The sequence below is a fragment of the Paraliomyxa miuraensis genome, assembly GCF_026337845.1.
GTDB classification, from domain to species: Bacteria; Myxococcota_A; Polyangia; order Nannocystales; family Nannocystaceae; genus Paraliomyxa; species Paraliomyxa miuraensis.
The window spans coordinates 60951-78672 of the sequence record NZ_JAOVZF010000146.1 but is presented as its reverse complement, the minus strand read 5'-3'; the positions used below and the strand labels follow the sequence as shown (position 1 = coordinate 78672).

Here is a 17722-nt window from a genome sequence, read left to right as displayed (position 1 = left end):
GTCACATCACCGCCACGCGACCCGCCGCGCCGTTGCCCCCGCGAAGGTTGACCGCGCCGCCGCCGTAGACCGACACGCCCCCGTTGCCCCCGGAGACGTCGAGGGCGCCGCCCGCGACGTTGGTCATGGGCGAAGCCAGCATGATCGCGCCCCCGGCTCCGCCGCCGCCGCCACCGGTCGCGCCCTCGCAGCCGGCATCGTTGCCGCCGTTGCCCCCCGAGGCATCGATGTCGCCGGTCACGGTGATCGCCACCGTGGCCTCGATCGCGATCGCACCGCCACCACCACCACCGCCCGCGCCCTCGTCGTCGGTGGGATCGAGGCCGGCACCCAGCGCGCCATCCTTCTCCACGCTTCCGCCACCGCCTCCGCCACCGCCCACGAGCGGGGGCAGGCTGGCGTACGCCTCGCCGCCCGAGCCCCCCACCCCGCCGGCGTTGCCCAGGCCATTGGAGCCGGCCATGGCATGGCCACCTCCGCCACCGCCGCCCGCTCCGAACACCAGATCGATCACCGCGTTGGCCTGTCCACCCCCGGCGACCGCGACCATCTCCGGCGCCTCGCCGGCACGACCGTTCTCGGTGCCCGAGCCTCCCAGGCCCGCACCATCACCCCCGGCGAAGCCTCCGGGGCCCCCCTGCCCTCCCTGGCCGGCCGAGTTGCAATCGATGCCTCCACCGCTGGGGTTGGTGCCGTTCTCCCCCGAGACGTCGAGCAGCCCCGCCACGAGCACCTCGCCCTCGACCAAGATCGTCAGCGGAGCGCTGCCGATCACGCGCAGGGATGCCCCCGCCTCGAGCTCCAGCCCGGTGAGATACCAGGTGGCGCTCGCGGGATCCCAGCTCGTCTGCGGCACCCCGTCGAGCTCCCCGGTGTCGGTGTCGAGCACGTGCATGCCCGCCAGCACCAGCGCGGGCGCCGGCATGCACTGGTTGCTGCAGAAGTCGAAGTCGTCGGGGTTGCCGTCGTCGCACGACTCGAGCGCGGTCTCGTTGAGCACGCCGTCTCCACACGCCGCCGCCGTGCAATCGGCGTTGCATGCCGTCGACTCGCCTCCGTCGTCGCAGGTCTCGCCCGCGGTCTCGTTGAGCACGTCGTCTCCGCACGCCGCCGCCGTGCAGTCGGCGTTGCAGGTGGCCGACTCGATCCCGTCGTCGCACTGCTCACCGGCGGTCGCGTTGATCGAGCCGTCTCCACATGCGGCCGCGGTGCAATCGGCGTTGCACGTGGCCGACTCGACCCCGTCGTCGCAGTCCTCGCCGGCATCGACGATCCCATCACCACACGCCGGAGGCGCGGTCGTCTCGTCGACCGACTCGGTGGTGGAGGTGCTCTGGTCTCCGCTGCTGCTGTCGACGACCGCGGTGGTGACGAGCTCGTCCCCGGTGTCACTGCCCGAGCCCGAGCCCGAGCCCACGGGCGTGAGCGAGTCGTCTCCGCACGCGAGCCCGGCGAGCAGCAGCCCCGACAGCAGCAAGCCGCGGTGACGCGACGGGTGGTGTGGACGGTGACCCGAGGGGCGGCCCGGCTCGAGGCCCACGTGATCGAAGGCGATGCGTGGAGATCCAAGCACGATGCCGGCATGATCGCCGACGAGCCCGACGAAGGTCCAGGAGCACGCGCGCATGAGCACCACGTTTCGACCCGATCTCCTCCACGGCAAGGTTGCGCTCGTCACCGGCGGAGGCTCGGGGATCTGCAAGGGCATTGCCGCCGCGTTCGTGGCCCATGGCGCGAGCGTGGGCATCGTGGGTCGCAAGGTCGAGCGCCTCGAGGCGGCCGCCGCGGAGCTGAGCGCACGAGGGCCCGGCCGCGCGTGGGCGCTGCCGGGGGACGTGCGCGACTACGCAACCGTGGAGGGCATCGTCGACGGGCTGCTCGAGCGGGCCGGCGAGCTGCACATCGTGGTCAATGGCGCGGCCGGCAACTTCCTGTGCCCGGCCGCGCAGCTGTCGAGCAACGGCTTTCGCACCGTGCTCGACATCGACGCGCTCGGGACCTTCAACGTCTCGCGGGCCGCGTTCGAGCGAGCGCTGGGCCAAGCGGGCGGCAGCATCATCAACATCTCGGCCACCCTGCACTACGGAGCCACGATGCTGCAGGTCCACGCGGCGGCGGCCAAGGCCGCGGTCGATGCCACCACGCGCGGGATGGCGCTCGAGTGGGGCCCGGCCGGAGTGCGGGTCAACGGCATCGCGCCCGGACCGATCGACGACACCGAGGGCGTCGCGCGGCTGCTGCCCGCCGATCAGCGCGAGCGGGCGCTCCGGTCGATCCCCCTGCGCAGGTTCGGCCTCATCGAGGAGATCGCCGACGTGGCGCTGTTCCTGGCCTCCGACGCCGCCTCGCTGATCACGGGCACCGTGATCGTGGCCGACGGGGGCGCGTGCCTTCCCCAGGGCATGAACCTCGACTCGATGGGGTAGACTCGCGCTCGATGACGGACGGCCAGACCCCGCTCGGAAGCACGGGAACCCCGGTGTTCGAGGTGGCGGTGACCACCAGCGGCCTCGACCTCGAGGTCCGGGCCAACGACGTGCCCGTGATGCGGGTCTCGGGCGGCCACGTGGAGACGAGCTTCGACGTCAACCCGCACGTGGTGACGGGGCACAACCACCTGGGGGCCGTGGTGCGCCCCTCGGCCAAGACGGGCGAGCACCACCCGGCGGGCGAGGCCACCATCGTGCTGCGCGTGCGTGATGCTCCGGGAGGCTCGGTGGTGCAAGAGCGCGGCCGACTGGTGTTCGCCACGTCCGAGCTCGCGGCCGACACCGCCTTCTCGCGCTCGGTCACCCCCGAGCGCGCCGAGCCGGTGGTGCAGGTGGGTGCGGGCGACGTGGTCCGGGCGCGGATCCCCGTGGTCCTGGCCACGCCGTTCGCCCCGTGGAGCTGGCTTGGCGCCGACACGCTGACCCACGAGCCCGCCACCTTCGACGACGTGCTCGCGCAGACCCGTGCGTTGTGGTCGGCGATCCAGGCCAAGGACGTGCCCGGGCTGCAGGCCGCCGCCACCCCGCAGGCCAGGGACTGGCAGCGCGCCTACTTCCTGCCCGACGAGGCCACCGCCCACCGCATGCTCGGGGTGGCCCAGACGCTGGGCGACCCCGACGTGGAGGCCATGCCGTTCCCCGACCCCGGCGAGCTGTCGCTCGAGCTGCTGGGGTTCGGCAAGCTCGCCCACCTCGTCGACGCGCACGGCAAGGGACCGATCGCGCTCGGCGTGAAGGGCAACCCCCGCATGACCGGCCGCTTCACGGCGATCTTCTGCCGGCACGGGCAGACCTGGACGATGATTCGCTAGCGGGACGACTGCGCCGAGATTCGGCGCGCGGACCGGCGGCGATTCCAGCGGATGCCCAGCTCCCGGGCCAGGCCTCGGGGCAATTGGGCCACGCCGGTCGCCACGACCAGGATCAGCATCGCATAGGTGAGAATGGTGAAGATGCTCATGACAGACTCCTTCCCGCTCGTGCGGTCAGAGGATGCGCGGCCCCCATGCGATGCCCGTGCCAAGATCGAAGGGCTCCCAATCCGTCGAAATCTCGGGATCTGGCGTGGGACTCCCCTCACTGGCAAGTCCCGTGGCCACCGGCGACACCTGGACGACACCAAAGTGGCTACTCGAGTTGCCGATCCGGGGCCGCGGGAGGGCCGATCCGCCCCGAATCGGGGCCAAATCGAGGATCCCGGGTGGCCTCGACAGTAGCCGCCCCTCTTTCATGGGCGACGTCGCGCGCGCCACTATCATGCGGGACGAGCTCCGCCCGTGGTCATGAAGCCAGGCCAGCGCTACGGCGCATTCGAGATCCTCGAGCACATCGGCTCGGGGAGCTTCGGTCACGTCTACAAGGTCATGACGCCGCGCTCATCCGAGCCGATGGCGCTCAAGGTCTCGCTCGCTCCGATCACCCAGATCGATACCGCCCAGCGTGCGCTGCGAGAGGTGGCGATCATGCGAACGCTCACCAACCCGCACGCGGTGCGCGTGTACGACTGCGGCCTGCGTCGCGACGGCCACGTCTACGTGCTGATGGAGCTGCTGCAGGGGCTTCCCCTCGACAAGTGGCACGACTTCGATCGGCCGCTCGATCCCGCGTGGTCCTGCCACGTGATCCACCAGTGCTGCCTGGGCCTGTGCGAGGCCCACGATCGGGGAATCGTTCACCGCGACCTCAAGCCGGCCAACGTGTTCGTGGACGAGCGCGTGCTGGTGCGCGTGCTCGACTTCGGCCTGGCCCGCTCATGGGACGACAGCTCGGTCATCGGGCACGACGCCACCGGCAGCCACATGCTGGTGGGCACCGCCCACTACGCCCAGCCCGAGCAGCTGCGAACCATGACGCTCACGCCCGCGGCCGACGTGTACAGCCTGGGCATGATCTTCTACGAGCTGATCACCGGGCACACCCCCTTCATCGCCGACGAGCCGGTCAGCGCGGTGGTGGACAAGTGGAAGCGGGTCCCGATCTCGTGGATGCAGGCCCACACCAACTCGGAGGTCGTTCCACCCACGCGCTACCTGCCGCCCGGCCGAGGCCTCGAGAGCATCGAGGCCGTGATCCTACAGGCGCTGCACAAGGACCCGCACCGTCGCCCGGCCTCGGCGCGCGAGCTTGCCGAGCTCATCGAGGGGGCCTGGCCCACGTCCTAGCCCTTGGCGGCGTGGGCGGCGTCGACCAGGGCCAGCAGGTACTCCTTGTCGAGCTCGAGCAGCATGCGGCTGATGACCTCGTTGCTCACGCCGACGTCCTGCAAGACCACCACCACGCCCATCGGGTCGTCACCTTCGATGGCCTTCTCGAGCTCGGCGAGCCGACCGGTCTCGTAGATGATCTTGCCCAGCTCGTCGGTGGAAGGAGGTGCCATGCGCGCGTAATAGCACGAACCGATCGGCATGGAAGCCCCTCGCTCTGCGGGAGATCGTCCCGAACGATCACCACGCGATGATCTCGATCACCCAACGATCATCGCGCGGCGCTCTCCCGACGCTTGCTCGCTCGGCTTGGCCTTCTTCTTGCGGGGGGTCACGGGGGTACGGCGGACGATCCCACTTCGTGGGCAAACATAGACCGGGCACTGACGAGCGCTCACGGGATGGCCCCGCCGATACGCTCGATCGTCACCGAGGTCGTGATGGGGCTTGCCGCCCACGAGCGCCACGGCGCGGGCCACGTAGTGCTGGGCGTGCTGCCAGATGTGGAGCTGAACTGCGTTGTTGGGGCTGATGTTGGCGCGCAGCTCGGAGTAGACGTCGTCCCAGCGCCGACCCACCTGCGAGAGCAGCCAGCGACGCAGCGGGCCCAGGTGTTCGCCGAGCCACTTGGTACCGCCGCGATGCCGGCTGATGGGCTCGAATCGTGGATGGTCCTCCCACGGCAGCAGCGCCATGCGTGCACCGGGGATCCGCGAGAGGCTCGAGCGCCCGCGCGCACGGCTGCGTCGCTTGACCCGCATGCCTCCGCGGGGGCGCTCGCACAGCACCTTGTCCATGTCACGTCGCATTGGAAGCCTTCTGAGTCTGTGGAACGATCGTGTCCGGCCGATGGGGATCGAGCTGCCATTGCATCACGGGTCGATGGGTGGGCAGGTCGCGCCGGGCCTGCCAGGCCTCGAGCGCGCGGGTCGAGGCCTGGGCCTCGTGGAGGTGTCGGGTGACCGCGCGCTGCAGGGCCTGCAGCGCCGCGGCCCGGTTGCGGGACTGGCTGCGGTGAGCGTCGTGCTGCACCGCGATCCCGGTGGGCCGATGGGTGATCTGCACCGCCGTCGATCGCTTGTTCACGTTCTGGCCGCCGGGCCCACGCGAGCGTACGAAGCGGATCTCGAGGTCGGACCGTGCCAGTACGATCGGCGCCGAGCCCTCCGGACGATCGTGCTCGATGGCCGCGAACCAGCGACGCCGCGCATGAGGCCCTCGCAGGTCGGCGGTGAGCTGGTGCGTGCCCACCCAGCCGTTCAACCCGGATCCATCACCGCGCACGCGCACGAGCACGCGCCCGGGGGCGCTGGGATCGCCGTGCGCCTCGATCGCCTCGACCTGGGCTCCGCTGGCCTGCAGGCGCTCGCACAGCGCCTGCGTCAGCATGACCACGAAGCGTCGGGCCTCTCGCGGACCGCGGCCCGCCCCGATTCGAAGGGTGTGCAGGGTGCTCATCGCTTCACCGTCACCAGGGGCACGAGGGCCGCCACGCGGGTGGCCACCCCGGCCTGCTCGAGAGCCGCCACCACCGGCTCGATGGGCTTGTAGACGTCTTGGTGCTCCTCCCACAGCAGCTCCTGGCGGTCGCACAGCACGTGGCCGCCCAGCGGCGTGCGGGTGAGATCGCTTCGTCGGTAGCGATGGGACAGGCGAGCCTTGGCCTCGGCACGGGGAATCCGTCGACCCGCACCATGGGCCACCGAGCACAGGTGCGCCTGGTCGCCGCGACCGCGGAGGATCCAGCTGGGACTGCCGCGGCTGCCCAGGGTGATGGTCAGCTCGCCCGCACGGGCGGGGGCGGCCCCCTTGCGGTGCACCCACGGTGCCTGCGGGCTCTCGCCGGGACGCACGTCGTTGTGCACGAGATCGAGGGTGCCGCCGAGGCGATCGACCCGGGCGGCGCCCACCGCCTCGAGCAGCCGCCACACCAGCAAGGCGCGGTTGGCCTGCGCAAAGCGGCAGCAGCCAGCGAGCTCGCCGAGGTAGGTGGCGATCTCCTCGGGCTCGCCGAGCGCTCGCTCCTGCCAGCGCTGCACCAGCGCATAGCCCAGGCCGCGCGAGCCCGAGTGGGCCATCACCACGTGCGCCCCGCGGCGCAGGCCGGGCAGGGCGTCGTCGTCGAGCACCTGGTCCACGCGACCGAGCTCGATGAAGTGGTTGCCACCGCCGGTGGTGCCGAGCGCCTCGCCGAAGCGAGCCTCGTGCAGCGCCTCGGGGATGGGACCGCTCGGGCCGAGGGGCTCGCCCCATGGCACCGTGGCGACCCACTCGCCGAACGCCTCGGGCATGCCGGCGAGATTGGCCAAGCCGCGTGGTCCTCCGTGCCAGGCGGCCTCGAGCGCCTCGAGGGAATCGACCGGCAAGGGATCGGGATCCACCGTGGCTCGCTCGATGCGCCGCAGCTGCTTGGCCTGCGGCACCACGCGCCGCGTGACCACGGCCGTGACCCCGCAGCCCGCGTCGCTGCCCACCAGGGTGGGATGCACGTGGGTGGCCGAGGCGGTGACCATGCCGATGGGGATGCCCGGGCCCGGGTGCAGATCGGGCATGCCCACCGCACGCACGCACCCCGGAAGGCCGGCGACTCGACGCAGCTGCGAGACCGCGTCGACTTCGATGTGAACGCCGGGACCCTCGATCACCGAGACCTCGGGAGCGGCGTGGATGCTGGGAGTGCCCATGATGCCGCCCGGAAGAGCAGATCCCGTGCCACCATGGAATCATTGAGCTTTCTTGTGGTAATGGTGCACAATGCACCGTGTTGATACGGTACATCATGCACCGCTGACGGTGCGTGATACACCATGTCGCGCTGCCTGCTGACCTGGTCCGACCGCAGCACCACCGTGCGGGGCGAGCCGCCGCCATCCAAGGGCGGAGAGCCGCCCGATCGCGGTCCGTTGATGCGGCTGCTCGACCACAGCGAGGTCGAGTACCAGCACGTGCGGCTGCTGACCTCGCCGCAGGGCGAGCCGGCGGCACAGCGGCGACTCGCCGAGATCCTCGCCCGGGGAACGTCGGCCGATCTTCGCGTGCTGCCGATCGTGGACCCCAGCGATCACGCGCAGGTCTTCGCCGCGCTCCACGGCGTCACCGAGGGCCTGCCCCCGGTGCCGCTGGACGTGTGCCTCTCGGCCGGCACGCCGCAGATGCAGACGCTGTGGGTGATCATGGTCGAGGCCGGCCTCTTGCCCGCGCGCATGCTGCAGGTGATCCCGCCCGCGTTCGTGCCGTCGGTGCACCCGCACCCCATCCGCGAGGTGCGGCTCGAGATCGAGGGCTTCCCGCAGATCCGCGCGCTCAAGGAAGAGGTCGTGCGGCTGCGTGCGGCCGGCCGGCGCTCGATCGTGGGCGACAGCCCCGCCATGCACGAGCTGTCGCGACGGCTGCTCCGAGTGGCGCGCAGCGACGTGCCCGTGCTCGTGCAGGGTGAGACGGGCACGGGCAAGGAGCTGGTGGCGCGTGCCATCCACGAGTCCAGCGAGCGGGCGAGCGGGCCGTTCGTGGCCGAGAGCTGCGGGGCGTTCGCCGAGGGCGTGCTGGCCAGCGAGCTGTTCGGACACGAGCGCGGCGCGTTCACGGGCGCGCAGGCGCGGCGCCGCGGGCTGTTCGAGCAGGCCGACGGCGGCACCCTGTTCCTCGACGAGGTGGGCGAGATGAGCCCCCGCGTGCAGGCCATGCTCTTGCGGGTGGTGCAGGAGGGCACGCTGCGGCGGGTGGGGGGCGAGCGGTCGATCGACGTGGACGTGCGGGTGGTGGCCGCGACCCATCGCGACCTGCCGCAGCTGGTCGCGCGCGGGGACTTCCGCGAGGACCTCTACTACCGGCTGGCCGGCGCCACCTTGCACGTGCCGCCGCTGCGCGAGCGCGGGGCCGATCTCGAGCGCCTGGTGGCGTTCTTCCTCGACGAGCTGTCCGGCCCGCGCCCGTGGCCCACCCCTGCCGCCTGGCGCTGCCTTCGGAGCTACGCGTGGCCGGGCAACGTACGACAGCTTCGGGCCGAGGTGGTGCGATGGACCGTCTTCTGCGAGCACCGGGTGGAGGTGGAGGACCTGTCGCCGCAGCTACGAGCGCTCGCCGAGGACGACTCCGCTCCCGCTGCGGGCTCTCGCCCCGGCCTCGCAGCAGACGCTCGCCCCGGGCCCGCGCGCACGACTCTCCCCTCGTCGCCCCGCACCCTGGCCGAGGCGGTGAGCGAGCTCGAGGCTCAGGTGATCCGCGAGGCCCTGGTACGCGAGGGCAGCCTCATGGGCGCCGCTCGGGCGCTGGCGATCGACCGCAACACCCTCAAGCGCAAGCTCCGTAGGCTGGGTCTGCGGTGACGGGAACGGCGTCTCGATGCTGGCCATGGTCCCGAGCCCGGAAGTACAGTCGTCGAATGACACGCCGCCCCCTCTCCTTGGTCATGCTCGCGGGCGCCGGCCTGCTCACCGCCTGTCCCGGCATCGACATCCCGCCCGTCCCCGTCGACGGCAGCAGCTCGGACGACGGCAGCACCGGTCCCGCCACTCCGCCGCTCACCACCGATGTCGATCCCGACTCGACCACCGTCGCGGACGAGAGCTCCTCGACCGGCTCGACCTCGATCGATCCCGACTCGAGCACCACGGACGTGCAGACCTGTGGCAACGGCATGCTCGATGGCGACGAGGTCTGTGATGGCGACGAGCTGTCCGGGGAGACCTGCGCGAGCCAGGGCTTCGACTCGGGGCAGCTGGCCTGTGCCGCCGATTGCTCGGGCTACGACACCCGCGCGTGCGCGATGTTCAACTGCGGCAACGGGGTCGTCGAGGGCAGCGAGGTCTGCGATGGAGCCGACGTGGGCGGCGTCACCTGCGAGGGCGAGGGCTTCGACAGCGGCACGATCACCTGCGCGCTCGATTGCAGCGCGCTCGACACCAGCGACTGTGGCACCTGCGGCAACGTCATCGTCGATGGCGACGAGGTCTGCGACTCGATCGTGCTGCTCGGCCAGACGTGCATGAGCCAGGGCTACTCGAGCGGCCAGCTGGGCTGCTCCGCCGATTGCCTGTCCTACGACGTGGCCAGCTGCATCCAGTGCGGCAACGATCTCATCGATGGCATCGAGCCGTGTGATGGCGTCGACCTCGGCGGGGAGACGTGCGTGAGCCAGGGCTACGTGGGCGGCGTGCTGGCGTGCGACGCCGACTGCAGCGCCTTCGACATCTCGGGGTGCAACACGTGCGGCAACGCCATCGTCGACGCCGGCGAGGCCTGCGATGGCATGAACCTGGGCGGGGCGAGCTGCGCCAGCCTGGGGCTGATGGGCGGGGTGCTGGCGTGCACCCCCGGCTGCCAATTCGACTTCTCGGGCTGCGACATCCCCGGGGTCCCGTTCGGCAGCGACGCCTTCTACACGGGCATCTCGCTGAACCCGATGCCGCTGCCCTGCGACGACATCAGCGCCTCCGGGACCAATGCGTTCCTCGACGACGACGACGAGGTCGGCGTGCCGATGGGCTTTACGTTCACGTTCTATGGCGTGCCGTTCACCCAGGCCACGATCGCCTCCAACGGTGCGATCTACTTCAACTCGACCGACTACCTCGACTACCTCAACGTGTGCATGCCGGGTGACACGTTCAGCCCGGTCACCAACTACATCCTCGCGCCGTTCTGGACCGATCTCGATCCCAGCTCGGCCGGTGCGGTGCGCTACCAGACCCTGGGGGCGGCGCCCAACCAGCGCTTCGTGGTGCAGTGGGACGTGCCGTTCTATGGCGGGAGCGTCGCCGACCTCATCCGGGTCCAGGCCATGTTCCAGCAAGACGGCTCGATCCAGGTCTGCTACCCGGACACCATCAGCGTGGGCGACCCGGGCAACAGCGGAGCCGGGGCCACCTCGGGCGTGCAGCAGAACCCGCTCACCGGCTTCCAGTACAGCTGCGATGCGCCCAACCTGACCAACGGGCTGATGCTGGCGTACCTGCCGACGTGAACGCGAATCCGGCGAGCTGGCCCTCACGAAAACACTCTTTTCGAATAATCCCAACCAATCCAACACCAGTCGTGCTATCCCGGAGTCCATGAGGTCCTGGACTCGGGGATGGGGTGTGGTCGTGATTGCGATGGGGATTGGCGGGGCCTGTGGTCCCATCGTCCAGCTCGACGACGAGACGGGCTCGGGAGACGAGGGCAGCACCACAAGCATCCCTCCGCCGAGCACCACGGTGCCGAGCACCACGTCGCCGGGCACCACGGCCGGGACCACGATTACCACCACCAGCACGACCGCGAGCGAGACCTTCGGCGAGTCGCCGGGCGACGAGACGTGGAGCAACTTCATCCCGCAGCCCGATGACCTCGACTGGGGAGACCAGTGCGGAATCTTCGAGCAAGACTGCCCCGAAGGTGAGAAGTGCATGCCGTGGGCCAACGACGGCGGCAACTCGTGGAACGCCACCCGCTGCTCTCCGGTGGCCGAAGATCCCGATGGCCTGGGCGAGGCGTGCGTGGTGGAGGGCAGCGGGGTGAGCGGGGTCGACAGCTGCGACTACGGCCTGATGTGCTGGGACGTGGACCCGGACACCAACGAAGGCACCTGTGTGGCGTTCTGCGTGGGCTCGGAGGAGAACCCGTTTTGCGAGGACGAGAATTCCACGTGCTTGCTGAGCAGCGATGGCGTGCTGGCGCTGTGCCTGCCCCACTGCGACCCGCTGCTGCAGGACTGCAACGACGGCAGGGCCTGCTACCCGATCAACGACGAATTCATGTGCGCGGTCGATGCCTCGGGCGACATGGGGGAGCCTGGCGATCCGTGCGAGTACATCAACGTGTGCGACGGCGGGAATTTCTGTGCCAGCGCGGATGTCGTTCCCGATTGCATGGGGAATGGTTGTTGCACTCCGTTCTGTGCGCTCGACGATCTCATGCCGCCATGCCTGCCGGGGCAAGTGTGCACGCCGTGGTACGAGCCCGGCTTGGCCCCGCCGGGCTACGAGAACGTGGGCGCGTGCGTGCTGCCGATGTAGCGCGCATGCGGAGCAGGTCGCAGCGGCCCGAGTCGGGTGCTGCGAGCGGGCCGTGAACCTACGCGGCTGCGCCCGAGTCGGTCGGCGATCCCTCGGCCGCAGCAGCAGGCATGGACTCGAGCCCGCTGCTGCACACCGTGCCCACCACCGTCGCCGGCTCGGGCTCGGGCTCGTCGAAGAACTCGCGCAGCTTGTTGTAGAACGGCCGCGTGACCACCAGCGACGAGTGTCCGCCGGGCAGCACCAGGTAGTCTCGCTCTCCGTCCACGCCCTCGAGCAGCTCGGGTCGCGGGCAGAAGGCATCCTCGGCGGCGCTGACCTGACGGACCCGCACTCCGGGCGGCATGGGGGCATCGCGAAGGTCGCGGAGGAAGGGACTGGTGGGCAGCACCTGCCACACCGAGGGGCTCACCAGGCCCACCGTGCCCACCCCGGCCAGGCCCACCCAGGTGCCGCTGGTGGGCGAGCCCAATAGAGCCAGGCGACGGATCCAGCGCTGGGCCTGCAGGAACTTGAGCGCATGCAGGGCAATGAGACCGCCCATGCTGAAGCCCACCACGTCGACCCGCTCGACCCCCAGCTCGCGCTCGAGTCGTCCGAGGTGATCGACCAGCTGCTGGGCGGAGGCCCGCAGCGACCGCAGCTGGAACGTGCCGTGGTGGTAGCTGAACACCACTCGACCGTCGGACTGGAAGCGCTGGGTCAGCGGAATCATCGTTCCGCGCGTGCCCATGAACCCGTGCGCGAGAACGACCGGGGGGCTTCCGGGCTTGGTCCAGGAGATGTCACCCGCGAAGTGATTGCCCCGAGCAAGGTGCCGGGCGTACTCCACACTGTGGGTGACGGTCTTGAGGGCCCGGCGGAGCCGGCCTGGCTTGCGGTCCTTCGTGACCACGGCGTTTCAGAATTTACCAAGCGATCAACGGCTCGGCCTCTTTTTGGTAAAAGCGCGTAATTCGCACTTCAAAGCCGGCCAAGATTCCAAGGGTTTCGGCCATTTGCGTGCGGAACATGGATCCGAGCCGGTTGGAGCGACAAGGGCGGCTCACGGACCGAGCCGGACGCGCGCCGGTTCGGCGGCGTGGAGCGGCCAGGAACGGGCCGACTGGGTCAGGTCTTGGGCTCGTCGTCGCCCATGGGGAACGACGCATTGCTGGAGTTGGCGGCGGGGACCTCGGGAAGCATCGCGCGGAACATGCTGCCCTCACCACCTCCGGAGGATCCGAGCGCTCGCAGGCGGGCCTGCGCTTCGCTGGCCAGGCGGGTGCCGGGGAACGCCTTGGCGGCTTCCTCGTAGCGCGTTGCCGCCATCTTGCGCTCCCCAATGTGTTCATAGGCCTGCCCGAGGTGGAAGAGGTAGACCACCAGGGCCGGGTTGTACTCGAGCGCCGACAGCCCGCTCGCGAGCCGGTCGACGCCCTCGCGGGCCCGGCCCATGCGAACGAGGCACAGCCCCTCGAGCGCGTTCCAGGCCAGCTCCACATCGCCACGGAACACGGTGGGCACGTGGCGCAGGCACTCGTCGCGGTCGCGGCGAATCGCCTCGAGCCGCGCCTCGTTGGGAGCCTCGGTGAGCACCGCCAGCTCGTGGCGGCCGAACGAGGCCAGGGCGCGTAGATGAGGGGCGAGCTCGGCCTCGCTCGCGGGCGCCTCGATCGGCGCGGGCGGAGCTCCTTCGTCTTCGTCGGCGGGAGCATCGCCGGGCAGCGCCAGGGGATCGAGCACATCGCCGGGCAGTGCCTTGGCCCCGCCACCGAGGGGAATGCCCGCGTAGATCCCCCTTGCCTCGTCGAGTCGCCACTCGGCCACCATCAGCCCGCCGAGCTGGGCGCGGGCCATCCACTGACGCTCGGGGCTCACGGCCTCGCCGGCTTCGACCAGCGCGAGCTCGCGACGCAAGGTGGCCTCGAGCTCGCGGTGCTGGCCGGTGGCGATGGCCCGGCGCAGATACTCCGCCTCGTAGAGCGCTCGACGCTGACGACCCGCGCTCAGCAACCACGCGCCCAGGGTCATGCCGAAGGCCATGGCGGCGAGCACCGTCAGCTCGCCCGCGCAGCCCGATAGACCCGCGAGGGCAGCGAGTCCCGCGGCGCGGCCGACCACGAGCCCTCGCGTCCGCGTGTGGCCGTCGCCATGGTGGCGGCGGTCTCGAGCCGCGGCGGGCTCGGGCCGTGCGATCCTCGGCGAGGGCATGCGGGCCAGAGCATAGCGCGGTCGGTCGCAACCGACTCGACCAGCTCCTGGGCCTCGATCAGATCGACGAGAACGCCTCGTGATCCTGCACCTGGGCGTCGAACACCAGGCCGCGGGTGGCAAACGTGCGCCGGTGGGGCTGGTCCTGATAATACTGCTCGATGAAGGCCTCGAGCTGCGGTCGAGAGAAGCGCGCCAGCAGCGAGGAGCAGAAGTCGCAGATGTTGCCGTACTGCTCCGGGAGGTCGTGGCCCTGCGCTCGCAGGAACACCACCAGCTGGCGCGGGCCCTGGTAGTGCATGAACCGCGCGATCGGATCCTGCCGGATGGCGTGGGTGATCTCCTCCACGTTGCCACCGGAGCAGCGGGTGGTTCGCATCTGGGGCTCGTTGGCCCAGCTCGAGCAGCAGGGGAACACGTCACCCTCGGCGGTGACCAGCGGTGACTCGCCGGCCTGGTGGCAGCTCTCGTCCTGCCACTGGTCCACGTGCCACCGGGGTAGCGCCTCGAGCGTCGCCCCGCGGCCGACCGGACCCGTGTACTGGTGGTGCACGACGATCTTCGGGTGCACGTAGCGAGCCACGATCGCCTCGGCCCGGGGGTCTCCCGCGCGCAGCAGGCTGCTCTTGACGTGGACGGGGACGCACTCCGAGCGAGGTACCCCGTAGAGCACCAGCAGCTGCTCCACGTCGGGGTCGATGGCCGCCCACTCCGCGGCGACCAGCGCATCGAAGGACTCCGCGGTGACCTGGTCGAGCCGCAGGCGGCCTGCCTGGATCGGATCCTCGATCTCCGGCGGCGGGGCCGGCTCCTTGCGGTCGATCGCAGTGCACAGCTGCGGCTGCAGCCCCAGTCGGCGTACCACCTCGAGCGCGTGGCGGACCCGCGGGGCCGCCACGTAGGGCAGGTGGTGGTGATCGATCGAGATCTGGAGGGTCGAGAGCCCCGCCTCGACCAGGGGCGCGAGGAAGGCCAGACCCCGCTCGACGTCGAGCGCCCAAAAGCCGTTGCTGATCACCTCCGTGCGCAACCCCAGCGCGGTCCCGTGCCGGCACAGCTCCAGCACATCGTCCCGGTGCAGGAGGTTCTCTCCCCCCGTGAGGTACACGGTGTCGAAGAGGCCCGAGCGCGCCGCGCCCGTATAGATCTCGAGCGCCTCGGCCAGGGGCATGCGGCGCTTGACCTTGGGTCCCGCCAGCGACACGCAGTGCGCACAGCGAGCGTTGCAGGTCAGCGTGTACGAGAGGACGAGCGTCTGGTGTCGGCGGCGCGTCATCGCAAATCGCTCGGGCCTCAGGGCTCGTCGACGATCTTGAACGACTCGATCACCGCGCGCAGGTGGGGCTTCTTGGCCCCGCCGAGGATCCCGAGTTTCGCAGTGGGGATGCCCGCCTTCTCGAGGCGCTCGAGCCCATCGGTCGACCACAGCTCGGGCATCTTGTCGTCGCCTACCGACTTCTTGATCTCGGCGATCCGCACCTCGAGATCCTTGAGGGTGGGCGCGGGGATCTGGGCACCTTCGGGGACCTTCGCGCCCATGGCACGCAGGGTCCCGGTGGGATCGGAGACGAACTTCGCTCGAAACTTCTCGTCCGTGAACATCCTCTTGCGAAACTCGAGGATGAGGTCCTTGGTCCACCAGCTCATCGGTACTCTACCTCTTGGTATCGTTGGGGGCTCACTGTATCCTATTCGGCGTCGTCCTCGAAAGTCGATGATTCGAAGGGGACGGCCGACGTCGGGTCATTTTCGCTCGGAGACCGAACGGAAACGACCAACAGCGCCGCAAGGCCGGGGACGAATCGTGTCGTGGCTACTGCTCCATGGATTCTAGGCGTCAATGCATCGCACAACGGCGCGGCGTGCCTGCTGCGAGGCTCCGAGCTCGTGGTGGCGATCCAGGAAGAGCGCCTCACACGGGTCAAGCGCACACGAATCTTCGCGGGTCGGCCGTCGCTGGCGACCTCGTACTGTCTATCCCACGCCGGAATCGGGGTGGACGAACTGGACTGCGTGGTGATCTGCTCGTGCCCCGGTCGCAGCGAACCCGATCACGATCCTTTGCACAATTTGCAATTCGAGCCACTACATCGACAGGGGCGTCTGCTGTCGTTGTCCCACCACTTGGGACATGCTCATAGCGCGATTGCGAGCGCGGGCTACGAACGCGCGGCGGTGCTGGTCATCGACGGTGTGGGCTCACCTCTGGTCGATCTCGATCCGAGCGAGCGTCGCACGATCGTCGAGGGCGGCCCATGGGCCGGTGACGGTCCTTGCTACGAGGCGATCTCACTCTACGAGGCGACCGGCCTCGGGGCCCCGGCGCTTCGGGTCACGCCCCTCGCCAAGCAGGTGTCGCGGGCGTGGCTCGAGCGAGGCCACGAGCAACTCGGTCGCATGCCTCGATTCGAGAGCCTGGGCGGGCTCTACTCGGCGGTCGCCCAGCAGATCTTCGGCAACCCGCGGCACGCCGGCAAGGTGATGGGCCTGGCGTCCTACGGTCGGCCCACCATTCCCACGAGCGCGTTCCTGAAGGTGGACGCGGACGGCCAGGTGCACTATCGCGACGAGGTCTGCACGCTGTTTCGTACCGAGGAGCGCTGGCCCGCCCGGCATGAGCAGTACGCCGACCTGGCCGCGTCCGCGCAGGCGGCCCTCGAGCACGCCGTGCTGGCGGTGGTGGGCGAGCTCCGTCGACGCTGCCCGCACCCGCACCTGTGTTATGCCGGCGGCGTGGCGCTCAACGGCCTGCTCAACGAGCGCATCATTCGCGAGTCCGGCTTCGAGGAGGTGTTCATCACCCCCGCCGCGGAGGACAGCGGCACGGCCATCGGGGCCGCCTACTACGGCCTGCAGTGGTGGCTCGATCGCCAGCCGGCGCCCGTGAGGGTCGCCCGCCCGCGGCTGCGCCGCGACGCCACGGGCACCGAGTACCCGCCCCTGGGGCCGACCGCCTCCTCGCGTGACGATGTCGTCGAGGAGGTCGTCGACCGGCTCCTCGACGGCCAGATCCTGGGCTGGTTCCAGGGGGGCAGCGAGCTGGGGCCGCGCGCGCTGGGTCAGCGCAGCATCCTGTGCGACCCACGGCGCGCGGAGGCCAAGGAGCGGCTCAACGCCGCGATCAAGCGGCGTGAGTGGTTTCGGCCGTTTGCGGCGTCGGTGCTCGAGGAGCACGCGGCGCAGTGGTTCGACTGGGGCGAGACCACGGAGGACAGCCCCTTCATGCTGAGGATCTGCCCGGTGGCCCCGAGCTGCCGCGAACTGGTTCCCGCGGTGGTCCACGTCGACGGCACCGCGCGCATCCAGACCGTGTCGCGGCAGGTCCTGCCGCGCTTCCATGCGCTCATCGAGCGATTCTTCGCCCGGACCAACGTGCCGCTGCTGCTCAACACTTCGTTCAACGTGCGAGGCGAGCCGCTGGTCGAGACCCCCGACGACGCGCTGCTTTGTCTGCTGACCAGCGGGCTCGATGCCTGCGTGTTGCACGATCGGGTGATCGAGCGCCCTCCCGGCGTGACCACCCCCCTCGAGCTGGGCTACGCGGTGTCCGAGCGCGTGCGGGACGTGCAGGTCCGGCCGCGCGACGACGGTGACGTGCTGGAGGTACTCGATGGATCGATGCCGCTCTCGATCTGCATCGAGACCCCGTGGGGCACCCTGGTGCGGGAGTTTCCGGAGCCGTGGGCGGCGATCCTGTGGGGCGTTCGAGAGGGGCACCATGGCGAGGCGCTGCGGGCGGAAGTTGCTCGTGCGTGGCGACGCGCCGTGTCGCCCGAAGAGCTGGGCACGGCGCTCGTGGAGCTCGGTCGCGCCGGGGTCCTCCGAGTCCATGTGGGGTGAG

At 70.1% G+C, this 17722-nt stretch carries 17 protein-coding genes; 7 read left to right on the top strand and 10 right to left on the bottom strand.

The window, feature by feature from the left end:
• Position 1: 1 nt before the first annotated feature.
• Positions 2 to 1573 carry a hypothetical protein gene (locus tag OEB96_RS12965; RefSeq protein ID WP_266215914.1) on the bottom strand — a complete coding sequence of 524 codons (1572 nt, stop codon included), beginning with the start codon at positions 1571 to 1573 and terminating at the stop codon, positions 2 to 4.
• 52 nt (positions 1574 to 1625) lie between these two features.
• Here OEB96_RS12965 and OEB96_RS12960 point away from each other — a divergent pair, with 52 nt between their 5' ends.
• On the top strand, positions 1626 to 2426 hold the full coding sequence (locus OEB96_RS12960) for an SDR family oxidoreductase (protein WP_266215913.1): 801 nt from the start codon (positions 1626 to 1628) through the stop codon (positions 2424 to 2426).
• 11 nt (positions 2427 to 2437) lie between these two features.
• Positions 2438 to 3301 (top strand): hypothetical protein, encoded by an 864-nt coding sequence (locus tag OEB96_RS12955; RefSeq protein ID WP_266215912.1) that lies wholly within the window; start codon positions 2438 to 2440, stop codon positions 3299 to 3301.
• Here OEB96_RS12955 and OEB96_RS12950 read toward each other — a convergent pair.
• Entirely contained in the window at positions 3298 to 3450 is a 153-nt protein-coding gene (locus OEB96_RS12950; RefSeq protein WP_266215911.1) for a hypothetical protein, read from the bottom strand. The genes OEB96_RS12955 and OEB96_RS12950 overlap by 4 nt on opposite strands.
• A gap of 322 nt (positions 3451 to 3772) precedes the next feature.
• Here OEB96_RS12950 and OEB96_RS12945 point away from each other — a divergent pair, with 322 nt between their 5' ends.
• A complete protein-coding gene (locus OEB96_RS12945) occupies positions 3773 to 4651 on the top strand; it encodes a serine/threonine protein kinase (RefSeq protein ID WP_266216066.1) in 879 nt (292 codons plus the stop codon).
• On the opposite strand, the gene OEB96_RS12940 is transcribed toward OEB96_RS12945, so the two are convergent.
• From OEB96_RS12940 to OEB96_RS12925, 4 genes are all read right to left on the bottom strand, one after another.
• Entirely contained in the window at positions 4648 to 4866 is a 219-nt protein-coding gene (locus OEB96_RS12940; protein ID WP_266215910.1) for a hypothetical protein, read from the bottom strand. The genes OEB96_RS12945 and OEB96_RS12940 overlap by 4 nt on opposite strands.
• A gap of 87 nt (positions 4867 to 4953) precedes the next feature.
• On the bottom strand, positions 4954 to 5502 hold the full coding sequence (locus tag OEB96_RS12935) for a hypothetical protein (RefSeq protein WP_266215909.1): 549 nt from the start codon (positions 5500 to 5502) through the stop codon (positions 4954 to 4956).
• A complete protein-coding gene (locus OEB96_RS12930) occupies positions 5492 to 6151 on the bottom strand; it encodes a peptide chain release factor-like protein (protein ID WP_266215908.1) in 660 nt (219 codons plus the stop codon). Before OEB96_RS12930 ends, OEB96_RS12935 begins: the two co-directional genes overlap by 11 nt.
• Positions 6148 to 7377 carry an RtcB family protein gene (locus OEB96_RS12925; protein WP_266215907.1) on the bottom strand — a complete coding sequence of 410 codons (1230 nt, stop codon included), beginning with the start codon at positions 7375 to 7377 and terminating at the stop codon, positions 6148 to 6150. The genes OEB96_RS12930 and OEB96_RS12925 overlap by 4 nt, the downstream gene beginning before the upstream one ends.
• A 123-nt stretch (positions 7378 to 7500) precedes the next feature.
• Here OEB96_RS12925 and OEB96_RS12920 point away from each other — a divergent pair, with 123 nt between their 5' ends.
• The 3 genes from OEB96_RS12920 to OEB96_RS12910 all read left to right on the top strand — a co-directional run bounded on the left by OEB96_RS12920 (position 7501) and on the right by OEB96_RS12910 (position 11688).
• Positions 7501 to 9018, top strand: a complete 1518-nt coding sequence (locus OEB96_RS12920) for a sigma-54 interaction domain-containing protein (RefSeq protein WP_266215906.1) — start codon at positions 7501 to 7503, stop codon at positions 9016 to 9018.
• A gap of 56 nt (positions 9019 to 9074) precedes the next feature.
• Entirely contained in the window at positions 9075 to 10655 is a 1581-nt protein-coding gene (locus OEB96_RS12915; RefSeq protein ID WP_266215905.1) for a hypothetical protein, read from the top strand.
• Positions 10656 to 10743: 88 nt separating this feature from the next.
• Positions 10744 to 11688: a ribulose phosphate epimerase gene (locus OEB96_RS12910; protein ID WP_266215904.1), complete on the top strand. Its 945-nt coding sequence runs from the start codon at positions 10744 to 10746 to the stop codon at positions 11686 to 11688.
• A gap of 58 nt (positions 11689 to 11746) precedes the next feature.
• Here the strand turns inward: OEB96_RS12910 and OEB96_RS12905 are convergent, their stop codons facing one another.
• The 4 genes from OEB96_RS12905 to OEB96_RS12890 all read right to left on the bottom strand — a co-directional run bounded on the left by OEB96_RS12905 (position 11747) and on the right by OEB96_RS12890 (position 15528).
• Complete coding sequence (locus tag OEB96_RS12905) at positions 11747 to 12583, bottom strand: esterase/lipase family protein (protein ID WP_266215903.1); 837 nt, start codon at positions 12581 to 12583, stop codon at positions 11747 to 11749.
• Between the two features lie 215 nt (positions 12584 to 12798).
• Entirely contained in the window at positions 12799 to 13881 is a 1083-nt protein-coding gene (locus OEB96_RS12900) for a tetratricopeptide repeat protein (protein ID WP_266215902.1), read from the bottom strand.
• Positions 13882 to 13939: 58 nt separating this feature from the next.
• Positions 13940 to 15157, bottom strand: a complete 1218-nt coding sequence (locus OEB96_RS12895; RefSeq protein WP_266215901.1) for a radical SAM protein — start codon at positions 15155 to 15157, stop codon at positions 13940 to 13942.
• 17 nt (positions 15158 to 15174) lie between these two features.
• On the bottom strand, positions 15175 to 15528 hold the full coding sequence (locus OEB96_RS12890) for a hypothetical protein (protein WP_266215900.1): 354 nt from the start codon (positions 15526 to 15528) through the stop codon (positions 15175 to 15177).
• Between the two features lie 162 nt (positions 15529 to 15690).
• On the opposite strand from OEB96_RS12890, the gene OEB96_RS12885 reads away from it, so the two are divergent.
• On the top strand, positions 15691 to 17721 hold the full coding sequence (locus tag OEB96_RS12885; protein WP_323137371.1) for a carbamoyltransferase family protein: 2031 nt from the start codon (positions 15691 to 15693) through the stop codon (positions 17719 to 17721).
• Position 17722: the final 1 nt, after the last annotated feature.